The following is a 20,503-nucleotide window of genomic DNA, read 5'->3' on the forward strand; positions in this document are numbered from 1 at the left end:
GCTCATTGACATGGCCCTCATGGTAGACGCGGACATAATGGTGACGATGTGTCCGATGTGTCAGGCTAACCTTGACACCAGACAGTCGGATATATCCAAGGCCGCAGGTAGAGTGTACCACATGCCTGTAGTATATCTTACCGAACTCATAGGCGTGGCGTTTAACGACCCAAAGGCCAAGAGCTGGTTCGAGAAACATCTCGTCTCGCCCATCCCTGTGCTGGCCAAGAAGGGATTGTTGTAAAAGCATTTTTAACGGCTATTTTTCGGAGAGATCATAACCTCAGATTGGCTCAACAAGAGATATAGATTTTGAGTTACAGTTCGGAGTTAAAGGTGAGCAACAAAAAAATTGGCGCAGTAATGACGGTTGGGGGCGGAATTGGTGGAGTTCAGGCGTCGCTGGATCTGGCTGAATCCGGATTCAGGGTCTATCTGGTTGATGAGAAACCATGTATCGGCGGAGTTATGGCTCAACTCGACAAGACCTTTCCGACCAATGACTGCTCCGCATGTATCTTTTCACCCAAATTGCAGACGTTGGCGCAAAATCCGAATATTCAAATTGTCGCCTATAGCCACATCGAAGGCATAGAAGGATCCGCCGGCGATTTCCGGGTGAAGGTTCGGCGGAAAGCCCGTTTCGTAGACCCTGACAAATGTACTTCCTGCGGGGCTTGCGCTCAGAAATGTCCTACGAAAGTCCCCAATGAGTACAACTTTGGCCATGACATTCGTAAGGCCATATATAAGGATTACGCTCAGGGCATCCCTTCTGTTTATACGATTGATCCCGATCATTGCCGGATCTTCCAGGGGAAAAAATGCGGTGTATGCGCTAAGGTCTGTCCTGCAGGCGCTATCGACTATGAGCAGAAGGACGTAATTGAAGAGTTCGAAGTGGGCGCTGTGATTATGGCGCCTGGTTATGAGCTGTTCGATACGGCCAAAGTGGCTGAATATGGCCATGGCATAGCCCCAAATGTGGTCGTGAATCTTGAGATGGAGCGTATCTTAAGCGCGTCAGGTCCGTTCAGCGGCATAGTGACTCGACCATCTGATGGCCGACACCCGAAAAAAATTGCCTGGATACAGTGTGTCGCTTCGCGCGACCGAAGAAAGGGGATGCCCCATTGCAGTTCGGTATGCTGCATGGCCTCCATTAAGCAGGCGGTGATTGCGCGGGAGCATGACGCAACTATCGAGCCCACAATCTTTTTCATGGATATAAGGGCCTACGGAAAAGATTTCGACAAGTACTATGAAAAGGCCAAAAGTGATGGTGGCGTCCGTTTCATCAGATCAATGGTTAGCCGAGTCGTCGAAGACCCGGTAACTCACGATCTGGGCATAACTTATCTTGATTCCGAGGGAAAGCTTAATACCGAGACATTTGATATGGTTGTTCTGGCTGTCGGAATTAAACCATCAGACAAGGCAATCGAGACAGCGGCAATTCTGAATGTTAATCTGGACGCTGAAAACTTTTGCGTTACCGGCTCTTTTGATCCGGTAAAAACTTCGAGTCCCGGGATTTTTGTGGCAGGAGCGTTCCAGGCTCCGAAAGACATACCGCAGACAGTCATGGAAGCTTCGGCGGCCGCTGGTGTGGCGATCCGAATGCTGGCCGACCAACGAAATACACTTACATCGAAAAAAGAGCTTCCTCCCGAAAAGGATGTGTCCGGTCAAGAACCTCGGATAGGAGTGTTCGTCTGTCGTTGTGGGATTAATATCGCCTCTACGGTAGATGTGCCTGGCGTTGTGGAAAAGATCAGCGAACTTCCTGGTGTGGTATATGCGGGCGAAAACCTGTTTACATGCTCACAGGATACCCAGGCGCAGATCAAAAAGGTTATTGAAGAAAATAATATTAACAGGATGATAGTGGCGTCCTGCACTCCCAGGACCCACCTTCCGCTGTTTCAGGAGACCGCCAGAGAAGCCGGCCTGAACAAGTACCTCGTGGAAATGGCTAACATCCGTGAACATTGCTCGTGGGTCCACATGAGTGAGAAAGATAAAGCGACGGATAAGGCCGTAGATTTGATCAGAATGGCTGTGGCAAGAACAGCGCTTTTGGAGCAGGTTCAAGATCAGCAATTACCCATGGTACAATCCGCTCTTGTTATCGGCGGTGGAGTAGCAGGCATGGCAGCGGCTTTAAGCCTTGCGGACCAGGGTTTCCCTACCCATCTCCTCGAAGCGACCGAAAAACTTGGTGGAAACGCCTGGAACCTCTCGCATACCCTTAAGAAAGAAGACATTCAGCCATTTCTTGAAAGCATGATCAAGAAGGTCAGCGACAACCCAAAAATTACAGTGCGCTATAACTCCAGCATAAAAGACGTGCATGGGTTTGTAGGCGCTTTCAAGACTGAAATTTCCAATGGCGCGGCTGAAACCGAGGTCATTGATCACGGTGTTACAGTGGTAGCCACAGGGGCCTCCGAATGGAAGCCGGACCTGTATTCCTATGGTCAGGACCCTCGAATTCGTACTCACTTTGACATGACTAAAGCCATGAAAGATGGTGATCCGCAGGTCTGGAAGGCAGGAGTGACCGCCTTCATCCAGTGCGTTGGTTCACGCAGCCCAGAGCGCCCGTGGTGCAGCAAGGTTTGCTGCAACCATACGGTAATGGACGCAATAGAATTAAAAGAGGCCAATCCGGACGCTAAGGTGTACGTATTATATCGGGATATTAGAACATTCGGTTTGAATGAGACCTATTACGAACAGGCTAGAAGACTGGGTGTGATTTTCGCCAGATACGAACAGGAGGCTCCGCCCGAGGTAGAGATTGGAAGCAAGATCAAAGTCACATTAAAAGATCTCATCATGGGCGGAATGATGAAACTCGAAGTGGACAACCTTGTCTTGGCTTCAGCCATTGTTCCAAACCAGAACAACAAGGACCTTGCAAAATTCTTCAAGATTTCAACCAACGAGGACGGCTATTTCCTGGAAGCTCACATGAAGTTACGGCCGGTTGATTTTGCGACAGACGGCGTTTTTCTGGCGGGACTAGCTCATTACCCGAAACCGTTGGATGAAACTATAGCCCAGGCTGAGGCCGCAGCGTCGCACGCCTCGCTAATTCTGGCCCGTGGCTATGTCGAGGCGCCTGGTATGGTCTCTGTCATAGATCCGTATCTATGTCGAGGTTGCGGTCGGTGCGTCGACACCTGCCCATTCCATGCCCCGGAACTTAAGGAAGTCGCTCCGGGAGAATTCAAGTCGGAAGTTAACCCCGCCTTGTGCAAAGGTTGCGGCGCTTGCGCCGTGGTCTGCCCAACTGGAGCGGCCGCTATTCGACATTTCAAGGACAATCAGATTACACGCATGATTGATGTCGCTGTAGCCTGAGATTCTAACTATGCCTATATATGATTGAATCAATTTCAAATTGTCGTGTAATTTTTCGGAGAAAAAATGCCTGAAGAATTTGATCCAAAGATAGTAGCTTTTGCATGTAACTGGTGCTCCTACGCCGGCGCGGACCTCGCTGGTGTCGGTAGAATGCAATATCCACCAAGTATACGTTTGATCCGCTTGATGTGTTCCGGGATGTTGGTCCCATCGTATATTCTGAGGGCTTTTGAAAAGGGCGCGGATGGCGTCCTTGTAACCGGTTGACACATCGGAGAATGCCATTACCTGGAAGGTAATGAAAAAGCTCTGAAAGTGTTGGAAAAAGCCAGAAAGATGATGAAGCTCCTTGGAATAGAGGATGAACGGCTGCGAAAGGAATGGATCTCCGCCTCCGAAGGATCGAGGTTCGCGGACACCGTGAGGACCTTCACGGAAGACATTCGGAAACTCGGGAGAAATCCTTTGGTAAAAAGGGAGACTGCGGCATGAACCTACCGGAGATCGTTGATCGTACAGGCGCTTATTATTGCCTGGACTGCGGTATTTGCACCGGCAGTTGTCCGGTTTCTCGGGTTTTCCCTGATTTTTCTCCACGGCTTATGGTTGAAAAGGTTCTCGTAGATCAGGAAGAAAATCCTCTTGAAGACGTTAATGTGTGGGCGTGCCTCTCCTGTGGACAATGCACCGTTCGTTGCCCATCAGAGATTGATTATCCCGAGTTTGTCCGCCTAATCAGAGAAGAGGCTACCCGTCAGGGTAAATCCGGCACGCCTGCCCATAGAGGTCTTTTTCAGACTATCATGCGTCTACAGACGATGGATATAAAGCAGTCAAAGACTGATTGGGCCAAAGAAGTTGGCCGCATATCGACTTCCGGCGATGTATATTTCTTTGTAGGATGCGCTCCATTTTTTGACGTTGAATTTCATGATGACTGGGGCATTGACATGATGGACAGCCCCAAGGGAACTCTGAAATTATTGAACACTATCGGCATTGATCCTGTTGTCCATGATGACGAGAGATGCTGTGGTCATGATCTGTTCTGGAATGGTGATACGGAAAATTTTGCCAGGCTGGCTAGAAAAAATGTCGATCTGATCAGGAGCCTCGGCTGCAAACAGGTTGTTTTCTCTTGCCCCGAGGGGTACCTGACGTTCAAGAAGCGTTATCCTGAGGTGGTCGGCGATCTTGGTTTTGAACCGATCCATCTGTATGAATTATTGAGCCGGGAAGCCAATGCGGGGAAAATAAGTTTCGAGCCTTTGGAAACCCGTTTGACTTACCATGATCCATGCAGACTTGGAAGACAGGCGGGAATTTTCGAAGAGCCCAGGGAACTTCTGAAGATGATCCCAGGTGTCAATCTCCAGGAGATGGAACATAACAGGCAAAGCGGCTTGTGTTGTGGGACGAGCGCCTGGATGAATTGCTCGACCTGTTCCAAGTCCATACAAAAAAAACGTATAGAAGAAGCGGTAAGTGTAGGAGCGGAAACGCTTGTGACAGCCTGTCCAAAATGCAGGGCTCATTTGAGCTGCGCATTGAGAGATATGGAAACGCCTCTTCAGATCCGGGATTTGAATGACATACTTGCGCAGTCTATCAAGGCGTAAGGAATTTTGATTTTTAGCGATTCAACAGAAACCTCTTGAATCAGGATGGTGAAAATATGGCTTCCAAGGAAGTGCTGATTATTGGTGGCGGCATAGCGGGAATGCAGGCTGCTCTGGATCTGGCTGAGATGGGGATTCAAGTCCATTTGGTTGAAAAAAACCCCAGCATTGGTGGGAAGATGGCGCAGTTGGACAAGACCTTCCCTACCAATGATTGCACCATATGAATTATCTCACCAAAATTGCTGGATGTCGGTCGGCATCCCAAAATTAAGGTTCTGGCTTATAGTGAGATCACGGAATTCAGTGGCGCAGTAGGCGATTTTAAGGTCAAGGTTCGGCAAAAACCCCGATATATTGACGCTTCCAGATGTACCGCATGTGGAGCCTGCGCGGAGAAATGTCCTACCAAGGTTCCCAATGAGTTCAATTTCGGACTTGATGACCGGAAAGCTATCTACAAGGATTATCCGCAGGGGATACCTTCGATGTTCACGATTGACCCAAATCACTGCAAGGTTATCTTGGGCGGAAAATGCGGTGTTTGCCAAAAAGTCTGTCAGGCCAAAGCCGTCGATTATGAGCAAAAAGAATCATTTTTGGATCTGAATGTGGCTTCGGTCATAGTGTCAACAGGATATGAACTTTTTGACGCAAAGCAGATACCGGAATACGGCTATGGCAAGCTTCCAAATGTTATCTCATCACTGGAAATGGAAAGGCTTTTGAGCGCAGGAGGGCCCACCAGGGGTCATCTGACGAGGCCGTCAGTGATTCATGGGGAAAAACGGCTTAAGGAACTGCCGAAATTGATAAAAAAAGCAGAGAAAGATCAGAAAGAAGAGGATAAGACCAAGCTGGAAAATGAGGCGCAATGGCTGGAAGAACACGTTCACAAGTATCACACGGCCAAGAAGCTAGGTTTCATACAGTGCGTCGGTTCCCGTGATTTCAGGTTCCATAAGTATTGTTCAAACTATTGCTGCATGCACTCTATAAAAGAGGCAATAATAGCCCGTGAGCATGAGCGAGAGACTGAGTCGAACATATTCTACATGGACCTCCGGACAGTAGGAAAGGGGTTCGAGGAATACAAGGTCAGGGGAGCGGAAGTCTCCGGTCTGAAATACATCAGGGGAAGAGTAGCGGAAATCCTCCAGGATGATGAGTTGAACCCCGTCGTTTATTATGAGGACACAGAACAACGGCGAGTTGTGAGCATGACATTGGACATGGTTATTCTGGCCAACGCCTGCTCCCCTTCGAAAGGAATCTCGAAAATAGCGGAGTTGCTTGGATTGGAACTTGATGAAAACAATTTTGTACGAACCCACCCGAACAGGCCGTTAGATACCAATGTCGCAGGTATTTTTTCGTGTGGTTGCGCCCAGGGTCCTCTCGACATACCGGAATCGGTGGCGCAGGCGAGTAGCGCTGCGGCAAGAGCTGCGGAAGTGGTTATGACAGAAGGTTTACCCATTGCTGTATAGGGGAGATAAAGGGTGAAAAACTCAGCTCAAGATGATATCCGCATTGGAGTATTCATTTGCGATTGCGGATCCAACATAGCGGGCTATCTGGAAATGAAAGAACTCGTGGAATACGCCAAGACATTGCCTAATGTGGCGTTTGTTCAGGAAAATCTGTACACTTGTTCCGAAGGTGGTATCAACGAAATCAAGCTCGCCATTCCTCGAGAGAATCTGAACCGCGTTGTAGTCGCGTCATGCACCCCCAGAACTCATGAGCCTCTTTTTATGAGCGCTTGTGAAGAAGGTGGGTTGAATCCGTATCTATTTGAAATGGCAAACATTCGGGATCAATGTTCATGGGTTCATATGCGCGAACGAGAGTCCGGAACAGAGAGAGCAAAAGTTCAGATAGGTATGGCTGTGGCAAAAGCGGCTAAACTGAGAGAACTTAGCAGGATTGAACTTAGCCTCTCGCATCGGGCCATGGTAATTGGTGGTGGAGTTTCGGGCATGTCCGCAGCTCTTGCTCTGGCCAATATGGGTTACGAAGTTGATCTGGTCGAGAAGCGTGAGCGTCTCGGTGGACTTCTCAATGATCTGAACATAATTCTGCCGTCCAATGAGCCCCCGGCAATTTTGGTGGACAGCCTTGTGGGGCGACTTGAGAATCATCCCAAGGTCACTGTTCATACTGAATCCATAGTTACCAAAACAGAAGGTTACGTTGGAAATTATATCGCCACAATCAAGGGAAAAGAGACTGAGAGTAAAGTGAAGTGCGGCGCCGTAATAGTGGCGATAGGCGCTCAGCCTTTTAAACCGGAAGGCTTGTACAATTATGACGGCCAAAAGGTCATAACACACATTGAGCTTGAATCCAGATTAAACAAGGGAACCGTTGACGCCAAGAATATCGCAATGATTCAATGTGTTGGTTCAAGATGCAAAGAACGGACGTACTGCTCCAGAATATGCTGCATGACCGCCGTCAAAAACGCCATATTGATCAAGGAATCTGCGCCCGAAACCAAGATCACAATTTTCTATCGCGACATGCAGATGTACGGCGTAGAAAACGAGGAACTTTTCCGAAAATCCAAAAAGCTGGGCGTTCGCTTTGTAACGTTTGACCAGAACCGTCCTCCGGTTTTTGATGGGGACAATGTGTCGGTTTACCATCTAAGGATGGGACGTGAGATCGTAACCCGGGTTGACATGCTCGTGCTATCGACCCCACTTGTAGCCCAGGATGACGCTCCTGGAATTTCAAGCATGCTCAAGGTGCCGATTAACGAGAACGGCTTCTTCCTTGAAGGCCATGTCAAGCTTAAGCCTCTGGATTTTGCTACTGACGGTGTATACTTGTGTGGTAACGCAAGGTTCCCGTCTACTATCAGAGAGGCCATATCCCAAGGTCTTGGGACGGCTTCCAGGGCAGCGGGGATCCTTTCCAAGGAAGCTCTCTTTACTAGCGGAATTGTCGCTGACATAAATCCTGAAACCTGTTGTGGCTGTTTGGGATGTGTTCAGGTTTGTCCCTATGGAGCTATAAATTTCATTGAGAATCGGGGCGTATGCCAGGTGAACAAAGTTCTGTGCAAAGGCTGTGGAGGATGCGCAGCGACTTGTCCTTCAGGAAGCGCCAAGCTCGACGGATTTTCAAACCAACAGATTTACGCTCAAATAGAGCAGGCCATGGCGGTTTAGGTTAAGACATATAGATTGGCGATAATTTAAAATATTGGGTCGCCACCTTTTACTTTGAGGAATAAATATGCCCGAGAGTCAATTTGAACCCAAAATAGTCGGCTTTCTTTGTAACTGGTGCGCTTACGCCGGCGCTGATCTGGCTGGCGTGAGCCGGTTACAATACCCACCAAACCTTAGAACCATTCGAACTCTGTGTTCAGCTACCGTGGGACCTCATCAAATACTCAAAGCGTTCCAAAAAGGGGCGGATGGCGTTTTTGTCGGCGGCTGACACATCGGTGATTGCCATTACCTGTACGGTAATTACATGACGGTAAAAAGAATGGGGTTTATGAAGAAACTTCTTGAGTTTTCCGGGGTGGACTCTGAGCGCTTGATGTTAAAATGGGTTTCTTCCGCGGAAGGACCGAGATTTGCCAAGGTAGTTACTGAATTCGTCGAGAAGATTAGAAACCTTGGCCCATCACCTCTAAGATCCAAAAAACTATATAAGGCGGCTCCTCTGGAAGAAGCTTCATAGAAATATTTTACTATCTTTCTAATTCTGATTTTGTGGATGACCCGATGATTGAACAAGTAAAAGAACACGTTAAGAGCCTTTTGGCTAGTGGCAAAATAGTCGGCTTTCTGGGCTTGAGAAACGATGACGGCGTTGTGACTCCTTATCTTTTCCAAAAAGAGGAAGAACTCGACAATGTTCTTTCTGTAGGAGATCTGGAAACCCCTGGAGCCGCTCGATATCCCATGGCCAAGTTGGCCCTTCATCTTATACAGAATTGCAACGACGATAGCGTATATGGGGTCCTGGTTCGTGGCTGTGACGAAAGGGCTCTAAACGAACTCAGAAGGTGGAATCAATTTGGTTCATCAGACCGACTGGTCAAAGTTGGAATAGCCTGTCCGGAAGAACTCGCAACAAAACACGAGTGTCGCAAACCCTTTCCTGATGAGTTCGTAGCAGGCGAAAAGGTTGCGCCAGTATCTAACGCTACAGTGAGAGAGGTTCTCGAAAAGGACCTTGATGGTAGGCTCGCCTATTGGACTGCGGAATTTGACCGGTGCATCAAATGTTACGGTTGCAGGGACATATGCCCCGTCTGCTTCTGCAACGTATGTACTTTGGAAGAGGACGCTCTGATAAAGACGGGTGATCTTCCTCCCGAAAATCCCATGTTTCATCTTACTAGAGCCGTTCACATGGCGGGTCGCTGCATAGATTGCAACTTGTGCACTGAGGTTTGCCCGGCACATATCCCGCTAAGGACACTGTATAAACGGGTGGCCGAAATTATAACCGATGAATTTGGTTACGTTACAGGAGAACCCGGGGAAGGTAAATCTCCTTTGAATATTCTTGGACCGGATCCGGGACATACCGCAGCGAATGATTGAGGTCTAACCGCTTTTTAGTTTAGGGGAAATTGCGACATGCTTAGGATGGAAGACACCGTTCTTATCGCAGTTGATATGCAGGAGAAGCTTACCCGCGCAATGTATGATAGGGGCAGCCTGGTCAAGAGCGCTGTCCAAATAGTTACCGGCGCAAAGATCTTGGGCGTTCCCGTAATATGGACTGAGCAGAATCCTAATGGCCTTGGCCCCACGCTACCGGAAATCAAACAGAGCCTCGAAGGTTCTCAGCCCATTATCAAATTCAGTTTTAGCTGCTGTGGGAACCAGGAATTCATGGGGGCTCTGGATGCCTCCGGCAGGAAACAGGTCCTAATTCTTGGCGTTGAGTGCCACGTATGCGTTTATCAGACCGTGATTGACCTGATTGAAAAAGGTTATGAGGTTAGCGTTGTCTCCGACGCAGTTTCATCAAGGACACTGGAAAATAAAATTGTAGGTCTGGAACGGGTCAAACAGTCCGGGGCCTTGATCACCAGCGCCGAAATGGCCCTGTTTGAACTGCTGAAAGTAGCTGATGGAGCCAAGTTCAAAGAGATTCTGAAGGTCGTCAAGTGACCCCCCACTCTTAACTGACCCACACTCGCGCCGATCACATGGAATTTTTCGGCTCATACGTCTTAAAGACCTCGCACATCTTAACAAGAAGAGCCTGACACAGATCAGGCTTTTCTTGTTAAAGAACAATTAGTTAACTGTTTTATTGAACTCAATAGAATTTATTAAGCGTATCTTTCCAGTTTAAGAAACTTGATGGGGTAATTAGTTAAAGCATTTTATCTGTTAGATCGCTTCCATGGCCTCTGAGAGATTTGTCTAGCCTAACTTCATTCAACTATGATATAATAAATCAAGTCAAAAAATCCATGTAACGTGAGGTATTTTCTTGTGTACCGAGTCAATCTTATGATCGGACTCTTGGGGGTGGCGATTGCCGTTTGCTTCGCTGTTTCAGCAACGGCAATGGCGCTCATTTTAACTTATCTCGGAGCCGATTAGCCTAAATTTATCGGCTGGATTGTTGAATTGTTATTTCCTGGCCGGGGATCGAAGTTCTCACATCCGGTTCATACATGGCAGAGATCGTCGATCCCCGCATCCAGAATTTTCCTGCCGTTACAGCCCTCGCCAGATAAGAAAACTTATACAATCCTCCATAAATACGATTTTTGAAAACCCGAATTCCGTCATCTCTAATTTCCACATACGTTGGATAAAACTCAAACAGCCCACTTTCATCTGAAGAATCATCCGGAAGCGCCTCTCCGGCCAGACCTTCCGTTTTAAGTTCCGTATTTACAGGTGTAAGTCCGGCCGGAGTGAAGTCTTCAAGAGCCAGGAAATCAAGGGCTTTCTTGGCCCTCTTGCCTTTGTCGTCCTCAAGTTGTATTTGTAACGAAATTCTGACTATGTCTCCGACATTGATATCATTTTTTCCATTCAGATTGTCGATCTTCTTGGTTAACTTCAGCCGTATCGGACCTTTCTGCTGAACTGGCGATTCTTCAGGATATGTAATCGAAAGACAATAATTCACAAACCCATCCGAATTGGATCTTATCGTCAGGGCGTTGGTTTTCAATAATGTAACAGGATCCAGTTCGATAGTGGCGCTCGTCTCTTTGAGAATGATCTTCTGCTGCGGTTGATCGGCGTAACTTATTACAATTTCCGCCCCCTTTTCTCTGGCGCTCGCAACATCCTTTTGTTGTTTGTAGTAATCACTTAGAGCCAGCAAACACCAACTTGTGTCAGCGGTTGAAACCCACCTGCCTTCAGGCTTTAGTCCGCTCATTATGATACCTGCAAGTTCATCCGCCTTTTTTGACCGGCCCTCAATCTGCAGGGTCGCCATCAGACAAGCCGCCAATGAGCGCCAACTCGATTTTTGAGAAGCCTTTTTAATACTATCGTCAGAGGCAATCAGCTCCTTGATAAGGTCTCTTGAGCGGGTCTGGTCAAGATAGCCGATCTTCGTTGAAGCCAGCAGGAGCAGGGCCTTGGACTCCTCAGGCAGCCTTCCGTAATCGGAGAAAAATGGTTGGAGGTCTTGCCCATTAATGGCATTCAGGTCCGCAAGAGCCAGCAGCGCCCAGTAACGATCAGAGGGGTTCCTATAATCACCTTCAGCCGCTTTTTTCCTGAATACCGAGTCCTTGAGAAATTTGGCCGCAAGATTGAGGTTTGCTTCCGGGATAGTCATGCCCGCATTTTTCGCATTTATTAGGGCAAATGTCGCGTATGTGGAACCCCAAACGGAGGTCTCAAGTTGCCCAGGCCAATAGGAAAAGCCTCCCGTCAATTGCTGGGCTCCAAGAATTTTGTCGAGCCCGTTCTTTAGAAAATCATCTACCTTCTGCCGTGGCAATTCTGAGATGACACCGGATTCGATCAGGCTTCTGAGGCTAACAAGCGGAATTACGGAAGAGCTTATTTGTTCGATGCATCCGTATGGGTAGCGCATCAAGTAATTGAGTCCCGGCATAATCCTGGACCAGTCGTTCAGGCTCAGGGTCAGGGACCCCTTGATTTTTGGCGTGCCTTTTTTCTCTGAAACTCCCTTACGAATATCTTCAGGAAGGTTCACCGGTATCTGTGTAATCTTGGTGAAATTTCCCTGATACGACTGAGTCACAGGCGTGAAAACATCTCGAGTTGGAATGATTTTTCGTATAGCGTCCTGAAGTTTGTGACCAGGTCTGTCGAGAATACCTACAATTTCAAGGAAAGTTTCTTCTGATTGCTCTTCCAACTTTGCATCGACCTGAACCACTTTGTAGGAATTTCCCTCTGAATCTAATTTGAATTCATGTGGCTTCAGGTTCAAATTGGTGGAAGAGTTGAGCCTCAAATCTACTGAGCCCTTTTCCTTGGTATTATTGAAGACACTGATCGGGACGACGGCCCGATCACTCGGACAGAGAAACCGAGGCAGGGAAGGTTCAACGTAGAAATCCTTGGTAACCAGCATAGGCCTGTCGGTTGAGACAAACCCGGAAGACTTGTCTGTGGCGACCGCAAATATGCGGTAGCTTGTGAGAGAATCCGGCGCAACGAACGTCACGGAGGCTTTACCATTCTTATCGGTTATTACGGCCGGGTTAAAATACGCGACAGGTCTAAAATCCTTTCGAAAAGTCGGCCCCATAAGAGCTTTCCCAACCCCCCCACCTGTCAATGGTCGGGTCGTCAGGGTCTTGAAAAGGTCCTGGCTGATGAGTCCCAGTCTTATATCCCCGGTTCTTACAGCAAGCGGCAGGTCGAAGTTTCCCAATGACGATAGTTCGGGAATACTGAAATCCGTCATGGCCAAAACAGCCTCGTTTACCACGCACACGGCGATTTCCGAGTAGACGCCGGAACCGGATTGATTCAATACTTCAAGATTAAGTGTGACCTTTTCGCCTGGAGTTGCTTTTAATTCCGCCTGGTTTTTGTTGATTTCCAGCCGCAATTTTTCAAAGTCGGTTTTGACTGAGGCGTTTGCGTAGCCGGAAAATACAGCGGGGATATCCGAGTCAGTCTGGCTGGTGTAAACTGGAAGGTTTGTTCGGCCCGCAGGCGCCAGAAGAGACACGAAGACATTCGGTTGATAGCCTTTGTGAATAAGAAATCTACCGACGCCATCCTGACCATGCATCTCAACAACCTGGTGATCCAGGATGTCATTTCTCTCCAGGGTCAAAAGACATTTCTTAACCTCACGAGGTGTATGAAAGGTGGCTTCAACGGAGGTATCCGGAGCGTAGACCTTTTGGTTAAGAGCTATCAGGACATTTGCGTTAGGGCCTTTGGATGAATCCTTTTGGCCTTGAAGCCATTGATCGTAGTCTTCCCAGCCAACTTTAAAAAGAGTCTGGCTCGAATATCTCGCGGCTGTGTCAAAAATGGTTATTGCCACAAGATAGTCCCCAGGGTCTATCAATTCAGGCTGAAATGTCCCTTTCCCATCCAAGACGGTTTGTTTGGTGGAAAAAGTCTTGATCCAACCTTCCTCCCATGAATCATTGATGTTACCCTGACTGTCTCGCTTCTTGACATTCAAGTACCGTTTCTGAAGGAGAGATATTTCCACAAACGCCTTTGGAATTTTTTTCCCGTCTGAATCGATCACCACAAAGTTTAGGGGGTTGGCGTAACCCACCTGGACCTGGGTTGGATGAGCGCCAATTCCGACGAGAAATTTTGGGACAGGATTAAAGAATTTTACGTCTGTCGCCGGTTGACCATCTATATCCACTACGGTAGCAGAGAGCTTGACACCATAGATTCCCGTCAAAATCCTGGCGTCCAATGGAATTCTTAGTGACAACTTACCTTGATCATCCAGAATCGATTCCCCGGATTCAAGAAATAAAGTCTTGTCTTCCTGATTACCGAAGAAATATGATTCATAGCCCGGAATAGTATGGGTTACAGGACCCAGTTCGGCTTTCCATCTCACTTTACCATGACGCACGGGACCACCGGCGAAATAAGCCGCCGTCACTTCGACTACCAGTAACTCCTCTTCAGCCTTGGCGCCCAAATACTTGGGGGCCTTTTTTTGTTCTTTCTGAAAGCTTAACGATACGAAATGGCGGCTCTCCTTGTATTCCTGAACGGCAAAGTCCCTTGTAAAGGCTTTTTTCCCCTCTGGATCATCGTTGAAAGCAGTCTTGATCGTATAATTACCAACCGGCCAATAAGTTTCGAGCTTTAGGGTATCATAACAGGCGCCAAACTCATCTAGGGCCTCTTCATGACTGTAGTACACGTCGCCGCGAGGACCAGTTATCTGGGTTTTGACCCGGTCTCCCTCCGGAGACATTATTTTCTGATCTTTAAAAACCCTGGAAATGAATTTGAAATTTACCTCATCCCCTGGTCTGTAAATTCCCCTGTCAGTGAATATATAGCCCGAGCGTGAGCCGAAGGCTTGATTCCCTTTTTCCGTTCCTTTGGCAGGAAAAGCGTTTATCCTGAAGGCATTTATATCAACAGCGGCATAGTCATCCTTGGTGGCCGCTATGAGCCAAGATATCGCATCCAATGACAGAGAGCCGGGCTCACCACTGGATTTTTGGTCGGACTTGACGTCAAAATGGTGAAATTGGGCGCCTTGTTTGATCAAGACCAACCCATTTTCATCCGCTTTTCCTATTTCGTAGACTTTTCCATCAGTTGTCACAGCGCCCAAACTTACCCCTGGGACAGGTTCTCCGGAATAAAGAGAAGTTACCCACACCAGAAGAGATTGGTCGGATATCTTGAAACTGAGCGCCAAATCAGTTATCTGAATCAATTCTGCGACAGGCGTCACTTTCGAGTTGTCGGGGTCAGTGAATTTAACAATCCATGCTCCACCTTTTTCAGGAGATTTTCTGAACGATAAGGGAGCGGAAAAAGTCAATGAGCGGTCTTTTGCCCCGGGAGAGAAAAATACGTCGGAATCTTCCTGGAAATCCGGCGCCGCGAAATTTTCGTCTGTAATTCCAGTTTCTATTTTGGACAGACTTGATTTCCACGAATCTAAACCCGGGTGAATATTCCCTGATTGATTTTTCAGTTTGGTAACAATTTCCGGGATAAGAATCAGGGGAACTTTCTGAAGCTCACATTTCACTTTAGAGACTCCTGAAAGTTTTATGGGTACAAACTGTCGACTTTTAAGTTCAATGATGGAGTGATCGGAGTAAAACGCTATTTCACGGTTGAGCCCAGGACCTTTGAATTCAAACTCGGATTGAGCGAAAATAGCTGATCCGTTGTTCGTTGTTACAGGAACAAATTGGATTTTATAATTCCGGTCTTTAACAAAGTCCCCCGACACTTCGAATTTTCCTTCGTCATTACGCCGAATTTTGAGACCAGAGACTTTAGGATTTATCTTGATCGCTTTGAGTAAATCTTTGGTGGACGCTTCGCCCGACAGAAGTATCTGCAATCCCCTATCGAGTTCCGATCTCGAAAACGTTTCCAGGCCCTTAACAGAAATTTCTTCCACAGATTGGAATTCATACACAAATGGACTGGTTAACGATTTCACTCCCAACACATCGGTAAGAGTTTTGGCGATCTTTATTGTCACAGTTTCGGGAAATGGATCAATTCTTGTGGGAACAACAAGAAACGAGCGAGATGATTGTTCTCGATTTTTAACCCCAACCGCTGAAATTTTGCAATGGATCTTTTTGCCATCGATTGACACGGTTAGCGCTTGATTCAAATTGGCCAGGAATACCGGCGCGCTGAAGTTAAGTCGCGTGGCCCAACTTCCCGGGGATTCGGTTTGATGAGAGAAATCCCTGAAAGCATATAAGGACAGGTCCTCACCATGAGCGGGCGACCACGCAAGAAGTAGGCAGAAGGTCACAGATGAAATCACTGCCAACATCGACCGGCCTTTAGTTGAAATCATGCGCTTAATCTCCCCTGAAAAAACATAAATTGTGATGTCTCAATTGAACTGGTTGGTGTTTAAATCCGGCACCTGGTTGTGAAGCGCCGGATTTAATTCCCTAGAAGTTACTCTTCAAATGTTCTGTTGAAAGCTCCGTCGGTCGTTTCTTCCCGCCAGAGTCCTATTCTCATCCCTTGGCTCTCTTTAATTTTCTCAAAGTGGTCCATCTCTTCCTGACAACGCACACAAAGTCTGGCCGCCGGAAAAAGTTTCAACCTCGGTTCAGGAATGGGTTCACCGCATTCTTCGCACAACCCATATTCACCTAAACGTACCCTCTCCAAGGCGTCCTCAATTTCTTTCAACTGTCTGTGCTGGCGCATTGAAATCTTTGCGTCAAGCTCCCGGGAAATTTCCCCAGTCGCCAGATCAATTTCGTCACCTTTCTCGATCGCGTCAATGTTGCGTCCCACTTTGATTGAGGCGACCATGTCCAGCAGAACCTGCTTTGGATTGAAAGTCTTCGGCTTTTCCGGTTCCTTGGGCGGTTCTGGTTCCGGTTCGGGAATCGGAGGCTTTACAACGATTTCCGGTTGAGGAGGTGGCGGCAAAGGCTTGAGTCTTTTCCTACCCGCTGTGCCCTTTTTCAAATCCGGGGACATGAGCCTGTAAAAATTCTTTCCATCCTCTATTTTTCGCTCAATTTGACCTTTCTGAACTTTGCCCCTCACACTGTTGGGTACAATTCCCAGGTGGGCGGCTATTTCTTCACGAGTCATCCACATCGTGATCTACTCCTTTTCGTTCAGGTTCCGATGTAATTGGTAATCATTCGGAGCGTGTTTAGCAATTCTCTTGCCTTCTCAAAGAGTTTCTTTTTGTTTTTTGCAAAAAAAACTCGTGCAGGGCGCCAAATCGAGCGCCTCATTGAAAATGCTTCGGATAAGGGACGTTCAGACACTTTGGACCGTTCAGGAGCATAAATCGAAATCACTGAATCGGGGCCTACTAATGGGAGCGCGATACTATGCGCGCATATTCCCCCTGTCAATAATTTTCTGAGAATAGATTTAAAAAGTTGGGAAAGACGCTCTTATTCGTGATACAAATAAGTGGCCGCCAAATACCTTGTGCATTTCGATATCCCCGTTTACGCGAGAATCTTCAAATCACCACAAGTTCCGGATCTTCGTCTTCTCTGATCCAGTCTTCGGGAAAATACCTAGCACTTGGTCTAACAACCCTTTGGGTTCATCGCTTTGTATCCTGGTTTCAACTTCGGTCAATAACCGAGAGACATACTTTCTGCTTGAAGCTTTTTCAAGGAGATTCAATGATGATCTGAAGTCGGACTCGGCTGCGTTCCAGTCTCCCTTGTCCTTGAAGGCTACGCCTCGATTCGCGTAAGCCAAACCATTTTTTGGATCTAGCTGCAGAGCTTTGGTAAAGGCCCTGATTGCGTAATCCTGTCTCCCGGCTAGTAATAGCGATTCCCCAAGTGAATAATACAGTTTGGCTGTGTCATTCGCCGATGGATCCAGATTTATGGCCTGAGCGAAATCTCCTGCGGCTTGATCATATTTTTTCAGATTTTGGTAGATTGCCGCACGCTCCAGAATTACCGATCGATCCTGAGGTCTGACAGAAGACGCCTGACTGAGGTCATCCAAAGCTTTTTGATAGGCGCCTTGATCGATGAATATCCCAGCCCGGTGGACAAGGGTGTCGAAGTCACCCGGTTTGAGTTCAAGAACCCTACTAAGATCTTTCTGGGCTTCTTCTTTCTTGCCCAAGTCGGAAAGTAATAATGCTTTCTTGTAAAGTAAAGACGCGTCGTCTCCCCTGATTGACAACAAGGCGTCGTAATCTTTCAGAGCAGCGTCTTTTTTCCCTAGCTTGATTTCCACATCCGCTCTGGTTTCCAGGGATTGCAGATCCTTTGGATCCAATGTAAGGGCTGCGTTCAGGTCATTCATCGCCTTTTGATAATCACCCAGCAAGTACCTGGCATAGCCCCTATTTTTGAGCGCCTCCTCATTCTTTGGATCGAGCTTTATAACTTTGTTGTAGTAGTCTACCGCTTCTTCAGTTTTACCAGAAGCAAGAGAAATTTTCCCAAGGCCACCCCAGGCTGAAATATTATTTTTGTCAAATTCGACTGTTTTTTTGAAATCTGCGGTTGCCTGATCGTTTCTTCCCTCTTTGAGATAACCCAATCCCCTGAGAAAATAGGCTTCACCATCGTCAGGATATATTTTGATGGCGTTGGAGAGGTCTTTGATGGCTTCCGCAAACTTACCGGTGTAAATCTCCGCTTCACCTCTGGAGCGGACGGCTCCTTCATAATCGGGAACCTTTGCAAGAACTTGATCCATGTCCTGAAGGGCCTTTTCGTAATTTTTCTTGTGCAGGTAAATTAGCCCTTTCCCATAAATCGCCTCCACCAGTTCAGGGTTCAGCGCGGCCGCTTTTTCAAAGTCAGAAAGAGCCTGATCCTCCCGCCCCTTGGACCTGAAGGCGACTCCCCGGTAAAATAACGCTTGCGCATTCTTTGGGTTCTCATCAATCACACGGCTGTACAGTCTTATGGCCTCATCAAAATTTCTCTTCCATTGGGCTTCCACGGCCTGCGTGAAAGAAGTGTTTTCTTCAGGCGCCGCAGCCAGGCAAGGATTGAGGGTCAAGCAACAGAGAATCCACAAAACAAACAAATAGAATCTAGGTGACAATGATCGACCTCAATGCCATAAGAGAGCGAGAAAAGATTTCAAAATCATGGTCAATGTTTTGGGAAACATTTTTCTTTTCGCTGGAAAGGGTCCTCGCTTTAGCGAAATCAGCCTTGGCCTTTGACGTATACCCCAAGAACTCATACGCTACGCCACGTTTGTAATAAGAATTACTGTTTTTAGGGTCCAGTTCTATGCTCCTGGATAATGCCTTTATCGCTTCCTGAAATTGTCCCTCTTTACCCAGGGCTACTCCAAGTCTTAGATATGCTGAAGGATCATCAGGTTTAACCTTGGTCAATATTTTGAAGAAACCGGCGGCGGCCTTGTAATCTCCAGATTTTTCCTTGTTATCTCCCAAGACCAGGAGTAACTCTGGATTGTTAGGATCAACGTCGCAAGCCTTTTCAAAGTCCGCAATACCTTTTTCCTGATTCCCAGTGTTCATGTAACAACGTCCGCGATAAGTCAGTACCGCAGCAGAGGGACCTTCGAGTTCAATAGCTTTTGAAAAATCCGGTATTGCTTTGGCGCATTCCCCCGATGATTGATACATCCATCCACGATTCGCGTAGGCTCTAGCCAAATCCGGGTTCAACGTGATTGCCTTTGTCACATCCTTGATCCCCTCTGCCCGATTCCCTTTCGCAAAAAGAAGCCACCCTCTGTTGTTGTATACATCAGGCTGGTTTGGGTTGAGCTTGGCCGCTTCATTGTAATCATTGAGGGCCTTGTTAACTTCGTTTTTTCTGAAATAGGCGTTCCCTCTCTGGAAATAGGCCAGTTCATATTTGGGGTTTAATTCTATGGCGCTTGAAAGGTCCTTTATGGCTCCATCACTGTCGCCCAGCTTTATTAGGGCGGCCCCCCGATTGTAATACGCCAGAGAATATTCAGGATTCAGTTGGATCGCCCGATTAAAATCCGGAATGGCCTTTGCTATTTCTCCCTTCTGCACAAGCGCCCATCCCCTGTTATTGTGAGAGTCCGGATCAGTTGGATCCAATTCTATAGCCTTGGAGAAGTCCGCTATGGAACGGTCCAGATCGCCCTTTCCATAGTATGCGTTGCCTCGATTGTAATAGGCCAGAGAATAGGAAGGGTTTAATTCTATGGCCTTGGAGTAGTCCTTGATGGCCTCGTTGTAGGAACCCTGCCTGTAGTACGCGCTCCCCCTGTTATTGTAGGCTGTTTCCATCTGTGGATCGAGCTGAATTGCTTTTGTGTAATCCTCCACTGCCCTCGTAGTGTCACTCAATTTTTCCAGAGTCAGGCCTCTGCGAAAGTACACCTCAGGGGTGGCTATTCCTGCCTTCATAGCTTTGGTATAATAATCCAGGGCCTTTTGATATTCTCCAGCCCTATAAGCTAATTTGGCGTTTTCATAAAAATCTTCGGCGTATTGAGATTTGGTCTCAGGTGGATAGCTGAGCATAACACTTAGAAAAATAGTGAGCAAAGCGATTCTTGTGAAAATCTTCATGTACTATCCGCACTCATCTCTGAAGACAAATTAGACATATTAATATTATCATACCAACATGATAGTTGTCTATATTAATGTTTACTATTAACTTATGGTGAATATGTGAGATTCACTGTTTCTGTCAACAGTTTTCAAGCAATTAAATTTATTTTTTAGACTCTCGAAAATTGAAGCGGTTCCAGCAAATACTGTTCGTCCAATTCCGGTGTGTTGGAGTGTACCCTGCCCTGCATGGAAAAAATGATGGATTTCGTTGATATGAATTTCCATATTAACTGTTTGCACCACTTCTATGGTAACAAGACTCAGATTGAAGAAACCAC

Annotated in this window: 14 protein-coding genes; 10 read left to right on the forward strand and 4 right to left on the reverse strand. The window is 47.2% G+C overall.

Annotated features, from left to right (window positions below; genetic code table 11):
* The 10 genes from WC647_01440 to WC647_01485 form a co-directional block, all read left to right on the forward strand.
* A partial coding sequence (locus tag WC647_01440; GenBank protein MFA6220956.1) for a heterodisulfide reductase occupies positions 1–244 on the forward strand: 244 nt, incomplete at its 5' end.
* 92 nt (positions 245–336) lie between these two features.
* The gene (locus tag WC647_01445; protein ID MFA6220957.1) at positions 337–3,369 is read left to right on the forward strand and encodes an FAD-dependent oxidoreductase; all 3,033 of its coding nucleotides are present in this window, start codon (positions 337–339) and stop codon (positions 3,367–3,369) included.
* Between the two features lie 66 nt (positions 3,370–3,435).
* On the forward strand, positions 3,436–3,864 hold the full coding sequence (locus tag WC647_01450; protein MFA6220958.1) for a hydrogenase iron-sulfur subunit: 429 nt from the start codon (positions 3,436–3,438) through the stop codon (positions 3,862–3,864).
* On the forward strand, positions 3,753–4,991 hold the full coding sequence (locus WC647_01455) for a (Fe-S)-binding protein (protein MFA6220959.1): 1,239 nt from the start codon (positions 3,753–3,755) through the stop codon (positions 4,989–4,991). Before WC647_01450 ends, WC647_01455 begins: the two co-directional genes overlap by 112 nt.
* A 56-nt stretch (positions 4,992–5,047) precedes the next feature.
* Entirely contained in the window at positions 5,048–5,218 is a 171-nt protein-coding gene (locus WC647_01460) for an FAD-dependent oxidoreductase (GenBank protein MFA6220960.1), read from the forward strand.
* 15 nt (positions 5,219–5,233) lie between these two features.
* Positions 5,234–6,481, forward strand: a complete 1,248-nt coding sequence (locus WC647_01465) for a 4Fe-4S binding protein (GenBank protein MFA6220961.1) — start codon at positions 5,234–5,236, stop codon at positions 6,479–6,481.
* A 12-nt stretch (positions 6,482–6,493) separates the two neighbouring features.
* Positions 6,494–8,170 (forward strand): CoB--CoM heterodisulfide reductase iron-sulfur subunit A family protein, encoded by a 1,677-nt coding sequence (locus WC647_01470; GenBank protein MFA6220962.1) that lies wholly within the window; start codon positions 6,494–6,496, stop codon positions 8,168–8,170.
* A 67-nt stretch (positions 8,171–8,237) separates the two neighbouring features.
* The gene (locus WC647_01475) at positions 8,238–8,693 is read left to right on the forward strand and encodes a hydrogenase iron-sulfur subunit (GenBank protein ID MFA6220963.1); all 456 of its coding nucleotides are present in this window, start codon (positions 8,238–8,240) and stop codon (positions 8,691–8,693) included.
* Positions 8,694–8,737: 44 nt separating this feature from the next.
* Positions 8,738–9,565 carry a 4Fe-4S ferredoxin gene (locus WC647_01480; GenBank protein MFA6220964.1) on the forward strand — a complete coding sequence of 276 codons (828 nt, stop codon included), beginning with the start codon at positions 8,738–8,740 and terminating at the stop codon, positions 9,563–9,565.
* A gap of 36 nt (positions 9,566–9,601) precedes the next feature.
* The gene (locus tag WC647_01485) at positions 9,602–10,141 is read left to right on the forward strand and encodes an isochorismatase family protein (GenBank protein MFA6220965.1); all 540 of its coding nucleotides are present in this window, start codon (positions 9,602–9,604) and stop codon (positions 10,139–10,141) included.
* Between the two features lie 448 nt (positions 10,142–10,589).
* Here WC647_01485 and WC647_01490 read toward each other — a convergent pair whose 3' ends face one another.
* From WC647_01490 to WC647_01505, 4 genes are all read right to left on the reverse strand, one after another.
* On the reverse strand, positions 10,590–15,983 hold the full coding sequence (locus WC647_01490) for an MG2 domain-containing protein (protein MFA6220966.1): 5,394 nt from the start codon (positions 15,981–15,983) through the stop codon (positions 10,590–10,592).
* A gap of 107 nt (positions 15,984–16,090) precedes the next feature.
* Positions 16,091–16,744, reverse strand: coding sequence for a TraR/DksA family transcriptional regulator (locus tag WC647_01495; protein ID MFA6220967.1), 654 nt, complete (start codon positions 16,742–16,744; stop codon positions 16,091–16,093).
* Between the two features lie 390 nt (positions 16,745–17,134).
* The gene (locus WC647_01500; GenBank protein ID MFA6220968.1) at positions 17,135–18,694 is read right to left on the reverse strand and encodes a tetratricopeptide repeat protein; all 1,560 of its coding nucleotides are present in this window, start codon (positions 18,692–18,694) and stop codon (positions 17,135–17,137) included.
* Complete coding sequence (locus tag WC647_01505; protein ID MFA6220969.1) at positions 18,684–20,177, reverse strand: tetratricopeptide repeat protein; 1,494 nt, start codon at positions 20,175–20,177, stop codon at positions 18,684–18,686. Before WC647_01505 ends, WC647_01500 begins: the two co-directional genes overlap by 11 nt.
* Positions 20,178–20,503: the final 326 nt, after the last annotated feature.

This window comes from Desulfomonilaceae bacterium (assembly GCA_041662605.1).
Classification (GTDB): Bacteria; Desulfobacterota; Desulfomonilia; order Desulfomonilales; family Desulfomonilaceae; genus CAJBEZ01.

Excerpts from the sequence above, each read along its gene's own strand:
- WC647_01455 (MFA6220959.1), top strand. The coding sequence starts at position 3,753 with ATGGATCTCCGCCTCCGAAGGATCGAGGTTCGCGGACACCGTGAGGAC.
- WC647_01460 (MFA6220960.1), top strand. The coding sequence starts at position 5,048 with ATGGCTTCCAAGGAAGTGCTGATTATTGGTGGCGGCATAGCGGGAATG.
- WC647_01480 (MFA6220964.1), top strand. The coding sequence starts at position 8,738 with ATGATTGAACAAGTAAAAGAACACGTTAAGAGCCTTTTGGCTAGTGGC.
- WC647_01485 (MFA6220965.1), top strand. The coding sequence starts at position 9,602 with ATGCTTAGGATGGAAGACACCGTTCTTATCGCAGTTGATATGCAGGAG.
- WC647_01490 (MFA6220966.1), bottom strand. The coding sequence starts at position 15,983 with ATGATTTCAACTAAAGGCCGGTCGATGTTGGCAGTGATTTCATCTGTG.
- WC647_01495 (MFA6220967.1), bottom strand. The coding sequence starts at position 16,744 with ATGACTCGTGAAGAAATAGCCGCCCACCTGGGAATTGTACCCAACAGT.
- WC647_01505 (MFA6220969.1), bottom strand. The coding sequence starts at position 20,177 with ATGAAGATTTTCACAAGAATCGCTTTGCTCACTATTTTTCTAAGTGTT.